Here is a 16,238-nt window from a genome sequence, read left to right on the forward strand (position 1 = left end):
GTTTTTAAAAAGTTAATCCAAAAAAGCAAAGGTAACCCCTAAGAAGGGTTGCCTTTGCTCTGTGTTTTCAAAAAAATTGTAAAGGAGTTGAAGAACTTGAAAAAAGGTTTTTGCATCTTGCTTTATTTTTTATTCATTGCTATTTTGTCCACACGTCCAGCTCTTGCTCAGGAATTAAATTCTATCAATAAGGCTGATACTGCCTGGATGATGGTTTCAACGGCACTCGTAATGCTTATGACATTTCCCGGGCTAATTCTTTTTTATAGCGGCCTGGTTAAAAAATTAAGTGCTCTTAACACGATGCTAATGTCTATAGTTTCATACGCAATTGTTTCGGTTATATGGTTTGCTTTTGGTTTTCCGCTAGCTTTTGGTAAAGATGTTTTTGGAATAATTGGTAGATTCTCAGACGTTTTTTTCTCTCACGTTACATCTCTTTCTGGTTCGATACCTACAATACTTTTTGCAGTTTATCAGATGACATTTGCAGCTATCACCGTTTCTCTTATTTCTGGTGCACTTGTAGAGAGAATAAAGTTTAAGAGCTGGATAATGTTTACAGTTTTATGGATTACCTTTGTTTACATTCCTCTTGCTCACTGGGTATGGGGAGGAGGATGGCTTGCCAAATTGGGAGTGTTAGATTTTGCCGGCGGTATTGTGGTTCACATTAGCGCTGGAGTCTCAGCACTTGCAATGTGTCTACTTCTTGGCAGTAGAAAAGATATGAGGATCTTACCTCATCAATTGGGTTACTCAGTTATTGGTGCAGGGCTTTTATGGTTTGGTTGGTTTGGTTTCAATGCAGGAAGTGCACTTTCCTCTGGACAGTTGGCAGTTGATGCCTTTGTAAATACAAATATGGCTGCCGCTACTGGTCTTTTGACCTGGATGATAATAGATCTAATAAAGGATAAGAAGGCAACCGTTTTAGGAGCAATATCGGGATCTATTGCAGGATTAGGGGCTATTACTCCAGCTGTGGGGTATGTAAATATTTCGAGTGCCTTTGTTATTGGGGTAGTATCCTCTTGCCTTTGCTATGTTGCAGTTTCATATGTAAAGCCTAGTTTCAAATATGACGATAGTCTTGACGTATTTGGGATTCATGGGATTTCAGGAACATGGGGAACTATTGCGCTGGGATTGTTTGCTAATCCAGTAATAAATGGGGCAAAAGGGCTTTTCTATGGTGGAACACATCAACTTGTTTCTCAGCTAATCGGGGTATCTGTAGCTATAATTTATTGCTTTACGGCAACTTTTTTAATTGGCCTAATTATCAAAAGATTTTATGGATTAAGGGTTTCAAGGGATTCTGAAATAAAGGGTCTTGATGAAAGCGAACACGAGGAATCAGCATATGAATTTTAATGTTGGATATTGAATTTGCCATCTGTGATCTATGAATGGTTTAGGCTTCTAGGCTTCATAGATCACAGATTAACCCCTTTTATAAATCCTCTGGAGCCCTGGGGGTTCCCATAACGTGGTATCCGGCATCCACATAAATTGTTTCTCCTGTAATATTTCTTGATCTATCTGATGCTAGAAAGGAAGCAAGGTTTCCTACGTCTTCGATCGTTACTGTTCTCATAAGCGGAGAATTTTGTTCGTTGTGTTTTAGTAGTTCGCTAAAACCCTTTATACCAAAGGCTGCAAGGGTTTTAATTGGTCCAGCTGATATTGCATTTATCCTAATCTTTTTGGGGCCAAGATCGTAGGCTAGAAATCTGACAGAAGCTTCAAGTGCAGCCTTACACACGGCCATTATATTATAATGAGGTACTACCTTTTCTGCTCCATAATATGTCATTGTTATAACTGAAGCTTCACGGCCTTCCATAAGAGGATAAAATGTGTTGCACATAGCTATTAGCGAATAACAACTTGTTTCCATAGCTATTTTGAATCCTTCTCTAGATGTCTGTAACAATCCTTCTTCAAATTCTTCTTTGGGTGCATATGCCACCGAGTGCACCAATATGTCAATTGAACCCCAGTCATTTTTTATTGAATTAAAAACCGCCTTAAGGTCCTCGTCTTTGTTTACATCACATGGTAAGACAATTTTTGCATTAAGCGCTTCAGCAAGTGGCATGATCCTTTTTTCCATTATTGGTAAATAAGTTAAAGCAATTTGGGCACCTTCATTTTTACATGCTTTTGAAATACCCCATGCAATGCTCTTGTCATTTGCAAGCCCAAATATAAGTGCTTTTTTACCTTCTAATATGCCCACTTTATACCTCCTCTTATTTTATTTAAAAATCATTGAATTTTATCATTATAACAAAAAACGAAATCTTTAACTTCTTTAAAGCTTTTTATTAAAAAGGAGTCCGAATCTTGATATAAATTTTCTGGTCTCGGTCCCCAAAGGGCTCCTAAAAATTTTACGTTGGCTCGTTTTGCAGCTATCTGATCATATTGACTATCTCCAACCATAAAAGACGTCTTTTTATTTGAATTTGTTTTTTTTAATACCTTTTCAATGGGTTCAGGATCAGGTTTTGTGTTTACTACGTCTTCGCTACAGACCACTTCTTGAATAAAATCCGAAATACCAATATATTTTATTCCTTCATACGTGGTGCGGCGTCTCCTTGAGGTTACAATTGCCTGTACTACTCCCTCTCTTGCAAGTTCTTCAATTATCTCTCTTGCGCCAGGGTAGGCCTTTATTCTATAGGCAAAGACAGATTCATGATATTGCCTATAATAATCAAGTAATTTGTCTATAATATCATTTTCAAAACCAAGAGCTATAAAGCTCTCTCTCATTGGAAGGGAAAACACGCTTAAGATCTTTTCTTTTGGAAATTCAAATCCAAAAAAGTGTTTAAAAGTTTCTTGATAAGATTCTATTATTAGTTCGGTAGTATCGGCAATTGTGCCGTCAAAATCCCACATTATTGTATACTTCATATCGCATTACCTCCGAAATCTACTTGTAAAATAGCTTTATTTGACATTATAATGAAACAATAACATAATATTTTACTACATCTAAGGAGGTTCCCTTGAACAGGAGAGATTTTTTAGGTATCCTGGCTTTAGGCGCGCTTCTTAACTTTGAATCCTTTAACGATCTTGCATTTGCGCAGGTTAACGGTTCATTACAAGGAAGTGAACTCTTTGCCAATAAAGAATTTTCTTATCAAGCACTTAGAGCGCTTTCAAAGACTTATTCTTCCTGCGCTGACATTAAGGAGTGCTTCCTAGCAATTAAGAGCATCAAGGATGGTGATACAAATAGTTGGTTTGAAGGTTGGAAGGCTCAAGGGGATAGACTATACTCCCTTGCAGAGGAGTATTACTCGGAAGGCTTTTTGGTAAGTGCAAGGGAGTCTTATCTAAGGGCTTCTAACTACCTTAGAACTTCAGGATTTTTTCTTGGTGCCAACCCAAAAGACCCAAGAATTTTTGATACATATGCTAAAAGCAGGTCTTCTTTTGTTAAGGCTGCCTCCCTTTTTGACCCAAAAATTGAATCTGTAGAAATCCAATATCAGGATACTACTATACCGCTTTATTTTGTAAAGGCATCGAACGATCAGACTCCAAGGCCTACTATTGTAATGGTTGGCGGTTTTGATTCCAATGCAGAAGAACTTGTTATGGATTGGGGTTTTGGCGCTATAAAAAGAGGGTTTAACTTCGTGGCTTTTGACGGGCCTGGCCAGGGAAGGGCACTCATACTTCAAGGGCTTTACTTTAGACCAGATTTTGAAAAGGTAAGTAAACCTATCATAAACTATATTGTTACCAGAAAAGACGTAAATCTTAAAAAGATAGCAATGTTTGGTGTAGACTTAGGTGGATATTTTGCACCAAGGGCGTGTGCTTTTGATAGCAGGATCGCTTTACTGGTAGCTGATGGAGGAGTTTTTGATTATTATAGTTCCTTAACTTCACTTTTGCCACCAGTTGCAAAAAATTTACTTGAAACCGATAAGGCTGCTTTTAATAAGGCTATGGCCGAAGCGCTAAAGGACAATATCACCTTTAGATGGGCAGTTCACCACGGTATGTGGGCATTTAACGCCCCTACTATTGCCGACTTTTTCTTGAAGACAAAGCCTTATAACTTAAAAAATATTATATCCAATATCAACTGTCCAACTCTGGTTGTGAATTCTACCAATACATTTTTCTTTAAGGGAGAGTCTAAGAAATTCTACGATCTGCTCGAGTGTCCAAGAGAGATGATTAATATGACTGCCAGCGAAGGTGCAGAAGAGGGTTCTCAAGTTGGAGCTCTTGGATTCGCACAGGGAGTCATATTTAACTGGTTAGAGTATCACTTGAACAAAATTGTCGGTTAGGCAAATAATTATTATTACTGTATAATGCTAATAATTGTTTTTAAATTTTAATTAGGGGGAATTTATGATAGAAGTTGGATTAAATGCAAAAATTGAGATTGTAGTTGAGGAAAAGGATACAGCAGCCTTTTATGGTAGCGGATTGGTTAATGTGCTCTCTACCCCAAGAGTTGTAAGTTTGATGGAAGGCGCCGCTGTAGAGGCAATTAAAAATGAACTAACTGGAGATGAGACCTCTGTTGGAACAAGGATCTGTATTGAACATATTGCGCCTACGCCTGTAGGGATGAAGGTTTTAGCGAGTGCAAAACTCGTTAAGGTTGATGGCAGAAAATTAACGTTTGAGGTTTTGGCACAAGATGAGAAGGAAATAATTGCAAGAGGAACTCACGAGAGATTTATTGTAAATTTCAACAGGTTTATGGAAAAGGCGGTGTCCAAAAAGAAGTGATTTACTGATAGTGCAATTTCATGTAATGATATACTAACCTTAAAGGGAATGGAGCGGTGGATAAAGTGAATTCTTATCTCATTCATAAGATTTCTTCTTTTAAGAAGCTAAGCCACTGCTTTGAAATATTTAAAAGATTTTTACTTTTTTTGCTCTTCTTTGTAATCCTAACTCATTCGAGCGCCTACTCTCAAGGCCTATCAGCTAAAAGGGTTTTGATACTTAATTCCTATAGCCCTGATTATATCTGGACTGCTGAGGAACAAAGAGGAATTTTGTCAGAGTTAGAAGATAAGTCTCCATCTCCCCAGATATTTATTGAAAATATGGACGCAAAGAGGTTTTACTCAAAAAGTTATCTTGAAGATTTTTCAAATTTTTTATTTAATAAGTATAAGGGACAAAAATTTGATGCAATAGTTGCTACAGATGACCCTGCTTTTTTATTCGCGCTCGAGAAAAGAGATCAATTTGGCAACCCTCCAATATTTTTTTGCGGCGTAAACACCTATGAAACTGATGTAAAGGGATTTATTCCCGATAGAGTTTACGGAGTAAAGGAAGAAGAGGATGTAGGACAAACCCTTTCTCTAATGCTAAAGCTTTTTCCTAAAACAAAAAAGATTTTGGGCATTACTGATAAAGGTGCAGCAACATATTTCAAAAAGCAATTTGATAATTTTTTTCTCTCGCACAAGGGAGTTTTGAGCGAGTATTTCGTTTCAGATGAGCTTGACAAGTTAGTCAACAAAGTCAACTCAGAACCTAATGATACCCTGGTGTTAGATCTAGTAACTCATAGTGTGGATAGATACGGTAGCGATCTGATAGGATCTGCCCCCCTGGGTAAACTGTCTCAAGAAGTTAAATTGCCAATTTTTGGAACATTTGATTACCAACTGGGTTATGGAATAATTGGAGGAATAATTACAAGCGGCACTGAACAGGGAAAGATTGTGGGCAAGATGGCATATAAATATCTTTCTGAAAACGGCTCTGGCTGGGAGGATTCTAAGATTTTAAGTAGCTCTGAGTCAAACTACCCTGCTTTTGATGAGAATTTGCTTAAAAGATTTAATATAAAAAGATATCAGTTGCCTCCTGATAGTAAGATAATAAATCATCACGAGAACTTTTTTGAAAGGCATGCAAGAGTTATAATTTACTTTTCTATAGTTGCCCTTTTACTATCGTTGGTAATTGGATTGCTTGTGATCGTTTTGATTCAAAAAAGACGCGAATATGAGAAACTTTCTGACAGTGAGAAGTATTTTAGGCTTCTTCTTGACTCTTCAAGTGATATGATAGTCGTTATAGATGAAAACGGAGAAATACTTTTTGAAAATGACTCTATGGCCATGTTATTTTCTGATAAAAACGACATCGAAGCAAAAAACTTTCTAAACTTTTTGGAAAAGGATGAAAGGGATAAATTCAGAGTATTACTTGAAAAGGTTATTTTAGCAGAGAAAGATTCTATTTTTGCGTTTAAATTTTACGTTAAAACCAAAAGTGGCGCGCAAATTGTCTTTGAAGGAAAGGCAAAAAAGATTTCCGATTATAAAGAAGATTTTATTCTTTTGACGTTTTCTGACGTTACAGACAGGGAGCGCCTTCACAGGGCTCTCAAAGAACGGGAAGAAGAATACAGTCTTTTATTCAATAACATAAACGATATTGTGTTAGTTCTTGATTCAGAATATAAAATTATCAGGGCAAACGGTGAACTTTTCAGACTTTTTGGGTACAAAGAGGATGAACTTTACAATAGACAGATTATCGATTTTGTCTATTTTGAAGATAGAGAATATGCTAAATCTCTTATTGAAAGAGCTCAAAATGAAGGTATCAAAAGGTTTTCGTTTGAAATTAGGGCAATTGATATCAATGGGGGTGTAAGGACCTTAGATGTGAAAACAACTTCAATAATTAAAGATTCAAAAAAGTTGATTTTTGTTGTTTGCAGAGATATAACAGAAAGGAAAAAAATCGAGGATGCCTTTATTCAAAAGCAAATGGAGCTAAACGTTCTTCTTGAGAATTTACCAGGATACATATATTACAAAAACAAAGATGGCATATATGTATTTGTAAACAATAACTTTTGCAATCTATTAGGGATGGATAGAAGAAGAATTATTGGTCATACAGATTATGAGATCTATAACAAAGATGAGGCTGAAAGGAATATTGAGTTGGACAGGTCTGCAATAAAACTTGGTATGGCGCACTTTCAGGAAGAAGAATTTCGAAAACTAAACGGCGATGTTGTAATCGTGCTTACACAAAAGGTACCAATTTTCGATGAAAAAAGAGAATTTCAAGGCATAATAAGTTTAAGTTACGACATTACTGAATTAAAGACTGCTTATGATCTTGTTGAAAAAGGTAAGGAGAAGTACTTAGAACTTATACAATTGCTTAGAGACGTGGTTTTCGAACTGGATTATTCTGGTAGATTTAGCTTTATAAGCGATAGGATATTTGATTATACCAATATTCAGCCTAAAGAATTACTTAATAAATTCTTTGCTGATCTCTCATCACCTGATGAAAAAGAAGATCTTACTCTTTTGTTTATGTCAATTCTAAGAGGGGAAAGAAAAAGGTATGTTTTTAAGATGAGTATTAGAAATTATAAAGACGAATATATATTGTTCGAGGCTAATCTTTTGGCAAAATATGAGAACAACATATTTAAAGGGGCAACTGGGGTTTTGAGAAAAATTTAGATCAATTCATCGTCTTTAGGGAAAACTATTCCCTTTATCTCCTCTTCCTTGAGGAGTCCTTTTGAGATGGCATACCTTACAATGTCCGATCTTCTTCTAAGATCCAACTTTGTAGTGATTCTTTGTCTATATGTTTGAACTGTTTTAGGGCTTATCTGAAGAGTTTGGGCTATCTCTTTAGCGCTATATCCGAGTGCTAGTAGCCTTAGTACTTGGTCTTCTCTTGAGCTTAGCGTTTTAGAGCTGTTGTCAGAAAGAAATCCTTTTAACACCACCCTTGAATATGATGCAGGCACGTAAAGATCTTCGCTGTCAGAAATAATTTTAAGTGCTTGAATACACTCTTCTGATACTTCGCTTTTTGGAATAAAACCTGATGCCCCCTCCTTTAGAGTTTGGACTATTACAGATTCGTCCTGATACATACTTAATACTAATATCTTGGTGTTTGGAGAAATCTTTTTTATTGGCCCAATTATATCTAAACCGCTTCCGTCTGATAGAGAAAGATCTAATATTACAATGTCAGGTTTTAGATTTTTTACTAAATTAAGGGCTTGGGTTGCACTTGGGGTTTCTCCAACAATCTCAAAGTTTTCGCCAGATTGACTTATTAGGAACTTTATTCCCTCTCTTAAAAGAGCGTGATCGTCAACTATTAGTATCTTCTTTTTTGAATGGGATGTTTGCATAAATTCTCGTACCACCTTCCCCTTTTCTTTCGATGATAAGCGAACCTCCAAGGCTCTCTGCTCTTTCTTTCATATCTATTAGTCCAAAGCTATTTATATATTTTTTGTCTTCATAATTTATTTCAAAGCCCGACCCGTTATCTTCAACTATCAATTCTATTCTATCATCAATTTCCTTCATAGTGACACTTACAAAGCTTGCTTTAGAGTGTTTTATAACGTTATTTATGGCTTCCTGAACTATTCTAAATAAAGATAATTCTAAGAAGTCCTGAAGTTTTGATTCTATTTCATAAACCAATTCTACATCGAGATTATTGCTTTGATGAGCTCTTTCGAGCAATATCTCTATAGACCTTTTTAGTCCAACCTCTTCTAAGATTCGGGGTCTAAGGTTTATAGTGAGATTTCTTAAGTCGTTTGTGGCATCCTTAAATATGTTGTATGAAATTTTTAATCTTTCTCGAAGATCCTCTGGAATCCTTTCACTGTTTATTACGTGAAAAAGGTTGATCTGGCCTGATGCAAGAGTTTGCATAACGCCATCGTGTATTTCCATAGATATCCTCTTTCTCTCTTTTTCTAAGGAAGATATCTCTCTTCTAAGAAGTTCTTTTCTCTTTTTTTCTTCTTCTTCCTTTTTTAACCTCTCTTCCATCTTTAACCTTTCAATTTTGTGAATCTTCAGGTCATTTGCCATAGAATTTAATGATTGTGCAAGGTGTTCAAGTTCGTCTTTAGATCTTATATCTACTCTTACATTAAAATCTCCAACAGATACCCTTTTTGCAAGGTAAATTAGTTTGTTAATGTTTTTAACTATTGATTGAGTCAAAAAGAGGAAAAACATTAAAGAAAGGACAACCACTATAAAACTAAAAAGCAGGGATTGAAGAATAAAGTTGTTGATTCGTTCTTCTATTAGGGTATGAGTGTATCCTATGTGTATTGTTCCAAAGCTACCTCCTAGTAGTGGATAGTTTAGGTCATATATAGTTCCTTCTTTGGTTTTGAATGCTCTAACAACCTTTTCATTTGAGCCTTTCAGGTTGAGTAGTTCTGTTGGAAATCCATCTTCAAAGGTAGATGCAAGAATTCTGCCAAAAGGTCTCTGAATGTATATATAGGCTATTTCTTTATTCTGTTGCTTAATATTTTTTAAAATTTTGTTGGCTTCAATACTGTTATTTGTTGCAATGCTATCAATAATTGCATACTCGAAATCTGAACAGGTACTTTGCATTCTCTTATTTAGATTTTCAAGCAAGTTTTGAGTTAAGGCATATTTCATAAAGAGCAAAAGTGCAAGTGTGCAGATGAGCGATGGTAGTATCACAGATATTGCAATTTTAAAACTTATTTTCATTGTCTTTTCCTAACCATTCTGAAATTGGTTCGAAGAAGTTGCTACTTACCTCTACATATTTATCGTAGCCTAATATATTTAGAACCTTTCTGCCTTCTACGCTTTTGTCCATGTCTAGAAAAAGTTTTTGAAATTGAAGTTTTGTTTTGTAATCCATATTCTTTATTGCTATTACTGGTGGATTTGGAATTTCTATTGGGGATTCCCATACTATGTGTAACGCATTGGATATATCAGGGTTTCTCTCCTTTATTTGTTCGTATGTATTACTATCAATCGTGATCGCATCGGCTAGCCCCTCTTTAAGAGCTTCAATTGAGGAGTTGATACTAAATGTAAAAAAATGTTTAGAAAAAAAATCTAAATTTAGGCCATTTTTTTTAAGATAATTTTCTAATACTATATAACCTGCAAAGGAATATGGATCAGTAAAGGCTATTGCCTTTTCCTTCAAATCAAATAAATTTTTTATATCATCCTTTATAGCTATTACGTATGATTTGTAAAAAGTTTTGTTGTTTATCATTGGTACAGCAAGCAAATCTAATTTATTTTTGTCTACATAGAAGGCTCCTGAACCTACTATGCCAATTTGTGCATCACCTGCAAGCATTGCATCTAAGGCTTCAGAGTAGGTTTTTCTTGTAAACAGGATAATATGTTTGTCTGTTGCTTTTGAGAGATATGTGATGAGTGGCTTGTAAATTAAGGTGACTTCCTCAATAGGTAAGGTAGAAGATATAACTATGCTTACCGTGTTTGATTCGTTTTCAGTAGGTAGAAGGATAGATTTTTTTGTTAAATCCAAATTTAAAGAAGGACTAGGAAAGAAGTTGATGTTTATGATCAAAAGAGCACCGGTAGCAAACAAAAAAATTATTAAAAATATCATAAAAAAAATATCTTTCTGGCTCAAAAAATTTTCTTTTATTTTATTTTTGTATTTCATGCTTTGTTATATTTTTCTTTTTTGGCTTTTTACTGGGATACAATAAACAGGAAAATCAGCTTCTGAAATAATTCTATAGGCAATGCTTCCTATTAAAACCTTTTTTACAGCACTTGGATTTTGTGTTCCGAGAACCACTAAATCATAATTTTCTTCTGTAGCATAATTAACGATATACTCTGCTGGATCTCCAAATCCCCCCGAGTGTGTATAAATAGGGTAGCCTTCTTTATAAGCTATTTCTCTAGCTCTTTCAAGAATATGTTTTGATGTTTGGAGTAGAACCTCTCTTGTGTGAACGCTTGAAAAAAGATTTATTTCTGTAAGAAGCGGATATACGTGAATTGCGGTAAGTTCCCAATTAAACCTTTTTGCTATGTTTATAGTTCTCTTTAATGCGTTTATGGAGGTTTCGGAACCGTCAAATGCAATCAGAATATTTTTGTACTTCTCTTCAAATCTGCCTTCCTTGTATGTCTTAATTGTTAAGACATCACAGGGTGCATCTCTTATTACGCCTACTGTAACGCTGCCAACGTTTATTACTCTGTTGTACCCCCTTGTTCCTATAATTATTAGATCTGGTTTTAGAAATTCAGAAAAGGCAACTATTGCGCTATCTGGTGAGCTTACCCTCTTCGGTATTTGAATTTTTTCGCTTGATTCAATATTGGTATAGGTTGCGCTATCTCCTGCAATTGTTGCAAAGTAGGCGGATACCATTTTATTTTTCTCTTTTGCCTGTTCAAATGCGTTTAAAAGCATCGTATATAATTCGGATTCGAACCTTTCTGATTCCAAAGAGGTAAAACCAAATATTTCGGTAGGTAGATCAAAAACGCTTATAATAGTTATGTATGAGTCAAAGGAGGCACTTATTTCTAGTGCCTCCTTTAGTGCGCTTTTGCTACTTAGTGAACCGTCATATGCAACTAGTAACTTTTTGTACATACATCTATTTTAATCGGTAACCTTTACCTGCGCAATAGTACTTGCCTTCTTTAGTTCTCTCTTTCCCCTGACCATGCTAAAGACTATTATTATTGCTCCAGCAAGAAGAGTTAGACTCATTATTATAAAACTAGTTTGATCAAGAGCGTTTAAAAGTTGCTTTTCTAAATGTAGTATATTTAATTCACTTAGATACTGAGGGACTGCAAGTACCCTTGAGCTTGCAACCATGATCATTATGAAGCCCATTACGAACTTTATAAGATATGGCTTTACGAATGTAGTGGCAGCAGCTCCTATTTGTACTCCTATCAGCGAGCCTGCAAGAATTATGAGAGTTAGTCTGATGTCTATCATCCCGCTCATCGCCCACTTCACAGAACCTACCAATCCCATTACAAATGCTATTACCAACTCTGTTGCAGTTCCTACAGTGCTAGTTGTGCCCAGTATATAGATCATTCCTGGAACTCCGATGAATCCTCCTACCGCTATTGTGGCCGCAAGAAGCCCTGTGAAAAATCCAATTGGGAAGGTAACCCAGAAGGATATCTTTGTCCCTATCTTGTCAAAGTATATCATTGGGGGTATATTTATGCTCTGTATCCTCTTTGCTAAAGCACTAGTCTCCTCCTTTGCGTTCTTTGACTTTGCCATATTTAATGCATCCTTAAATACATACGTACCGACTATTGTTAAGACGATTATGAACATAGTGCTCACATAAAGGTTTGACCCTGCATTTCCCCATGACTTTAATATTGCTTCTTGAATTTGTATTCCTACTTGAACTCCGAGAATAGCAGATATGGCCATAACAAGACCTAACTTTATATCTACCTGACCGTACTTCCACCTCTTATATGCTCCAACCATTGCCTTTGGGAACTTGTGGCACATATTGCTTGCGACTGCTACTGTTCCAGGAACTCCAATGCTCATCATTCCTGGCGTAAGAACAAATGCTCCACCAGAGCCTATAAAACCGCTAACCAATCCTCCAACAAAGCCGACAAATAATAGGAAAAGAATATTTGCTGGATCAAGTGTAATAAAGTTTGACAAAATTCCCATAGAATTTCCTTCCATTTTAGTGAGCCTCCTTCTTTATTATGGCTTCAACGCCAATAAATGGTAATAAATAACTTGCAAAAGCTCCATGTACAAAAGAAAAGTAAAAGGCAAAAAGTATTGGAACTACTGAAAATAATCCACCTCTTGTAGCATAAAATAAAACCTCATTCTGAAATAGGAAAATCATTAGATAAGAACTTAATGAAAGAGCACCCCACATAAGTAGAGGTATTATCTTTTTGTTATTTTCCTTCTTCATTTTTCTCCCTCCTCAAAATTGATTTATAAATTTTTTAAGTTTTTCAAGAGCCAACTACAATTACAGGACAATGTGCGTTGTTTATGACATCTGAAATAGAATTTCCAAGGAAGATTCTCTTTATTCCACTTAATTTGGAGCTTTGAACTATTATTACTTCTGGGTTATATTTCTTTGCCAATTCTTCAATTCTGTCATGGTATGATCCAACCTTTATAATTCCTTCTACTTGACAACCAACGTCAGTTAGGTTTGTCATAAACTTTGAAATATCATTTTCTGCTCTTGTAACAATAATTTCTTCGGCTTCAGGATTAAAGACTCCAAGATCTTCAGACCTATCTATAACTTTCAACAAATAAATTTTGTTGACATTATTCGCTGCTACATAATCTTTTACTTCTTTGATTAATTTTGTTTGATTTTGCCTATTCTCTTTAAGAACTACAAAGATATTCTTCTCTCTCGTCATTTTACTTACCACCTTTCATTAATAATTTTTATCTTTGATATTATTCTGACTTATTGATAACTGAGAAAAAAGTCGGAATAAGTAAATTTATTTGGTCATCAAAATAAAGTATTTTGTAGTGGTAATTTGAAAGGATTTGTAATGGATTTTTATACTACTCTTTGTAGGTTTATTACTTACTTTTTCATCAATAACAAAGAGTTTAATTTGATTTATGAATTAGACAGGTTTGGTATGTATTGACATTAATTAGGTTATAATTAAATCTTGTGATGTTAGCTAAATTATGGGAGGTAATTTTGAAAAGGTTAACTATTTTTTTTGTTACATTGTTTTTATTGATGAATTCTTATGCTTATGCTGTTCAAGTTGGGGATTTTGGTATTGCAAAGACTACCATCAAGGGTTCTGAGATTTCAACTTTTAATGTAGAAATAATAGGCATAATTGATAATCCTGGTTTGTATCCATCATATTTAGTAAAGGTTTGGGGCCCAGCTATTGATTTTACAGGTGGAATTGCTGAGGGTATGAGCGGAAGTCCTGTTTATATCAATGGAAAGTTGATCGGTGCTATCTCTGCTACATTTCAAAATGCAGATCCGCATATTGGTCTGGTTACACCAATAGAGGCTATGAGAACTCTCTGGAGTTATGAGAAAAGTTCTCCTAAAATAAGCAAACTCGAGAAACCAGTTGTTTTGGATAACAAGGTGTTTACTGCAGTTTCTAAAATACCGACAGATGAAAAAGGGGTTTTGATAGAAAGACCATGTGTTTTGTATTATGAAAAAGGTTTTACGGGAAGGGTTTTATCTATGTTGAAAAAGGAAATGCCCTTGGTTTCAAACGTTTCTTCTGAAACAGCTCATCAGTGGAAAGCAGAACCGGGCGCCTCAATTGCCGTCCAATTTGCAAGAGGCTCAGTAGAACTTGGAGCTGTAGGTACTCTTACTGAAATTGATGGGGATAAAGTTTTAGCATTTGGACATCCTGCTACGGATGCTGGAAATGTAGACTATTTTTTGTCTTCTGCTTATACTTACTATACTATAAAGAGTCAGGTATTACCATTTAAAGTAGCCTCTATAATATCTCCGATAGGAAAGGTTGTACAAGATAGAACTTATGGTATTGCGGCATATTTGGGAACTCTACCCTCTACTACAACAATTGACGTTAATGTCAATTCAAATGGTGAACACAGTTTCTTTGTTCAATTACCAGAAAGTGAAGATATGCTCTTAAAGTATGCCTCGAAGGTTGTGCTACAATGCCTTGATGATTCTCTTTTAAGCCAGCACGGTGGTTCAAGTATGGCTGATATAACTATAAGACTTTCTGATGGAACTACTATAGAAAGGAAGAATATGTATTCTGATCCTGACGATATCTCTTATAAAAGCGTGCTTGAGTTAGATGAGATATTATATAAATTATTAACAAATCCAATGAAAGATGTTGTTCCTGAGTATATTGGTTATAAAATAGATATGTCAAATAAGATTAAAAGCGCTCAAATTGATAAAATTAACATGGACAATTTAGTAAAAAAATCTAAGCCAATTAAATTTGAGGTTTCTTTAAGGCCATTCAGAGAAGAGATCTATAAAGAACAGATTTCAATTGATCCGAATCTTCCTAAGGGAAATTATACTATGATAGTAACAGGAAGCGACGAATCAAGCTCGCAAAGGTCAAAGACTTCTGAAAATGCTCCAAATAAACCAAAGGAAGAGGTTATTGAAACCTTTAGTCAGCTTATTAAATCCATTACTGATAAACCAAAGAACAATCAACTAGTTGTAGAAATTTACTCTTCACAAATACCTTCAGACGCAGAAAAACCTGAGGCTGTTTATAAGAAATATATAGACTTTCCTTGGGTGATTACTGGTGTTGCTACAAAATCCTTTGAGGTGAGATAGATATTTGAAAGTTATAATTATCTCAGAAGGTCGGCCAGGACACTTCAACCAGTCTGTATCTTTAGCAAGAGGAGTAGGTTTGGATTATGAAATAAAAAACATACCGTTCGTTGATTTTAGGACTGAACTGTTGAGGTTTTTTGATCACATAGTTAATAAAGATACTGCTAAAGAGTTATTTATAAAATTTTTCGGAGTAGATCCAGGAAATTATATGGGGGCGATTGGTACAGGGAATAGGGTTCATCCATTTTTAGCGCTTTTTAAAATTGCTACTGGTAAACCTACAATTTCTATATTTTACCCGAAACTCTTGCCTGATATCTTTGACATAATAATAGTGCCCTACCACGATAAAGCAAAAGATAGTCCAAAGGTTTACCGTATATTTGGAGCTATATATTTTAAAGAAAAATTGGAAAAGGAAGAGATTATTAACTTTAAATCAAAACTTGGATCGAGTGGTCCTTGGATATCAATCATAATTGGCGGCAATAGTAAGCATCATAGATTTAATTCTATTGAAATTATAAGGGGTTTAGAACTACTGTTTGAGAATAAAAACCTTAAAAATTACAGATATTTGCTTTCTACATCTAGACGAACCCCAGAGGATTTTGAAAGACTTCTCGAAAGCAAGAATTATCCGATAGATCTTTGTGTTTACTATCGTAAGGACAAGATAAATCCACTTAGATATTTTTTTGAGGTATCTGATTTTGCAATTGTTACTTCTGATTCTATCTCTATGATAACTGAGGCTATTAATTGTGGTTTGTTTTGTTATTGCATCAAAATTCCTGAAAAGGGCAAATTGAAGTTTGACACTTCACTTGAATTGCTTGAAAAACAAGGATTTATAAAATTTATAGATTGTGATAAATTGGGCAACATAACAAAGAGAGATAGAGTATGTTTTGAGAATAGCGATATCTTATTTGATAAGGTTAAGAGCCTATTTTCTGTGAAAAGAGTGTAATTTAAAAGCAGGATCTTTGTGTTATTATGTGCGGGTGAGAGGAACATTGCCATA

General features: G+C 35.1%; 15 protein-coding genes. 6 read left to right on the forward strand and 9 right to left on the reverse strand.

The genetic code is table 11. From position 1 onward, the window contains the following. The first annotated feature begins 96 nt into the window (after positions 1-96). Positions 97-1,377: an ammonium transporter gene (locus tag ACWIUX_RS07050; RefSeq protein WP_448590022.1), complete on the forward strand. Its 1,281-nt coding sequence runs from the start codon at positions 97-99 to the stop codon at positions 1,375-1,377. Positions 1,378-1,456: 79 nt separating this feature from the next. On the opposite strand, the gene ACWIUX_RS07055 is transcribed toward ACWIUX_RS07050, so the two are convergent. Beyond that, positions 1,457-2,245: an enoyl-ACP reductase FabI gene (locus ACWIUX_RS07055; protein ID WP_448590023.1), complete on the reverse strand. Its 789-nt coding sequence runs from the start codon at positions 2,243-2,245 to the stop codon at positions 1,457-1,459. A 29-nt stretch (positions 2,246-2,274) separates the two neighbouring features. Next, positions 2,275-2,931: an HAD family hydrolase gene (locus ACWIUX_RS07060; protein WP_448590024.1), complete on the reverse strand. Its 657-nt coding sequence runs from the start codon at positions 2,929-2,931 to the stop codon at positions 2,275-2,277. Positions 2,932-3,026: 95 nt separating this feature from the next. On the opposite strand from ACWIUX_RS07060, the gene ACWIUX_RS07065 reads away from it, so the two are divergent. The 3 genes from ACWIUX_RS07065 (at position 3,027) to ACWIUX_RS07075 (ending at position 7,514) form a co-directional block, all read left to right on the forward strand. After that, positions 3,027-4,331, forward strand: a complete 1,305-nt coding sequence (locus ACWIUX_RS07065; protein ID WP_448590025.1) for an alpha/beta hydrolase family protein — start codon at positions 3,027-3,029, stop codon at positions 4,329-4,331. 64 nt (positions 4,332-4,395) lie between these two features. Beyond that, positions 4,396-4,782 (forward strand): thioesterase family protein, encoded by a 387-nt coding sequence (locus ACWIUX_RS07070; protein WP_448590026.1) that lies wholly within the window; start codon positions 4,396-4,398, stop codon positions 4,780-4,782. A 65-nt stretch (positions 4,783-4,847) separates the two neighbouring features. After that, a complete protein-coding gene (locus tag ACWIUX_RS07075; protein ID WP_448590027.1) occupies positions 4,848-7,514 on the forward strand; it encodes a PAS domain S-box protein in 2,667 nt (888 codons plus the stop codon). Here the strand turns inward: ACWIUX_RS07075 and ACWIUX_RS07080 are convergent. From ACWIUX_RS07080 to ACWIUX_RS07110, 7 genes are all read right to left on the reverse strand, one after another. Further along, positions 7,511-8,206 (reverse strand): response regulator transcription factor, encoded by a 696-nt coding sequence (locus tag ACWIUX_RS07080; RefSeq protein ID WP_448590028.1) that lies wholly within the window; start codon positions 8,204-8,206, stop codon positions 7,511-7,513. The two genes, ACWIUX_RS07075 and ACWIUX_RS07080, sit on opposite strands and share 4 nt — an antisense overlap. Beyond that, positions 8,166-9,572, reverse strand: a complete 1,407-nt coding sequence (locus ACWIUX_RS07085) for a HAMP domain-containing protein (protein WP_448590029.1) — start codon at positions 9,570-9,572, stop codon at positions 8,166-8,168. Before ACWIUX_RS07085 ends, ACWIUX_RS07080 begins: the two co-directional genes overlap by 41 nt. Next, the gene (locus ACWIUX_RS07090; protein WP_448590030.1) at positions 9,556-10,464 is read right to left on the reverse strand and encodes a PhnD/SsuA/transferrin family substrate-binding protein; all 909 of its coding nucleotides are present in this window, start codon (positions 10,462-10,464) and stop codon (positions 9,556-9,558) included. Before ACWIUX_RS07090 ends, ACWIUX_RS07085 begins: the two co-directional genes overlap by 17 nt. 63 nt (positions 10,465-10,527) lie before the next feature. Then, a complete protein-coding gene (locus tag ACWIUX_RS07095; RefSeq protein ID WP_448590031.1) occupies positions 10,528-11,472 on the reverse strand; it encodes a universal stress protein in 945 nt (314 codons plus the stop codon). 9 nt (positions 11,473-11,481) lie between these two features. Then, positions 11,482-12,561 (reverse strand): sulfite exporter TauE/SafE family protein, encoded by a 1,080-nt coding sequence (locus ACWIUX_RS07100; RefSeq protein WP_448590032.1) that lies wholly within the window; start codon positions 12,559-12,561, stop codon positions 11,482-11,484. 1 nt (position 12,562) lies between these two features. Then, entirely contained in the window at positions 12,563-12,805 is a 243-nt protein-coding gene (locus tag ACWIUX_RS07105) for a hypothetical protein (protein ID WP_448590033.1), read from the reverse strand. A gap of 43 nt (positions 12,806-12,848) precedes the next feature. After that, a complete protein-coding gene (locus ACWIUX_RS07110; RefSeq protein ID WP_448590034.1) occupies positions 12,849-13,277 on the reverse strand; it encodes a universal stress protein in 429 nt (142 codons plus the stop codon). Positions 13,278-13,576: 299 nt separating this feature from the next. Here ACWIUX_RS07110 and ACWIUX_RS07115 point away from each other — a divergent pair, with 299 nt between their 5' ends. Further along, positions 13,577-15,205, forward strand: a complete 1,629-nt coding sequence (locus ACWIUX_RS07115) for a SpoIVB peptidase S55 domain-containing protein (protein ID WP_448590035.1) — start codon at positions 13,577-13,579, stop codon at positions 15,203-15,205. Positions 15,206-15,209: 4 nt separating this feature from the next. Next, positions 15,210-16,184, forward strand: a complete 975-nt coding sequence (locus ACWIUX_RS07120) for an ELM1/GtrOC1 family putative glycosyltransferase (RefSeq protein WP_448590036.1) — start codon at positions 15,210-15,212, stop codon at positions 16,182-16,184. Positions 16,185-16,238: the final 54 nt, after the last annotated feature.

The sequence above is a fragment of the Thermodesulfobium sp. genome (assembly GCF_053498235.1).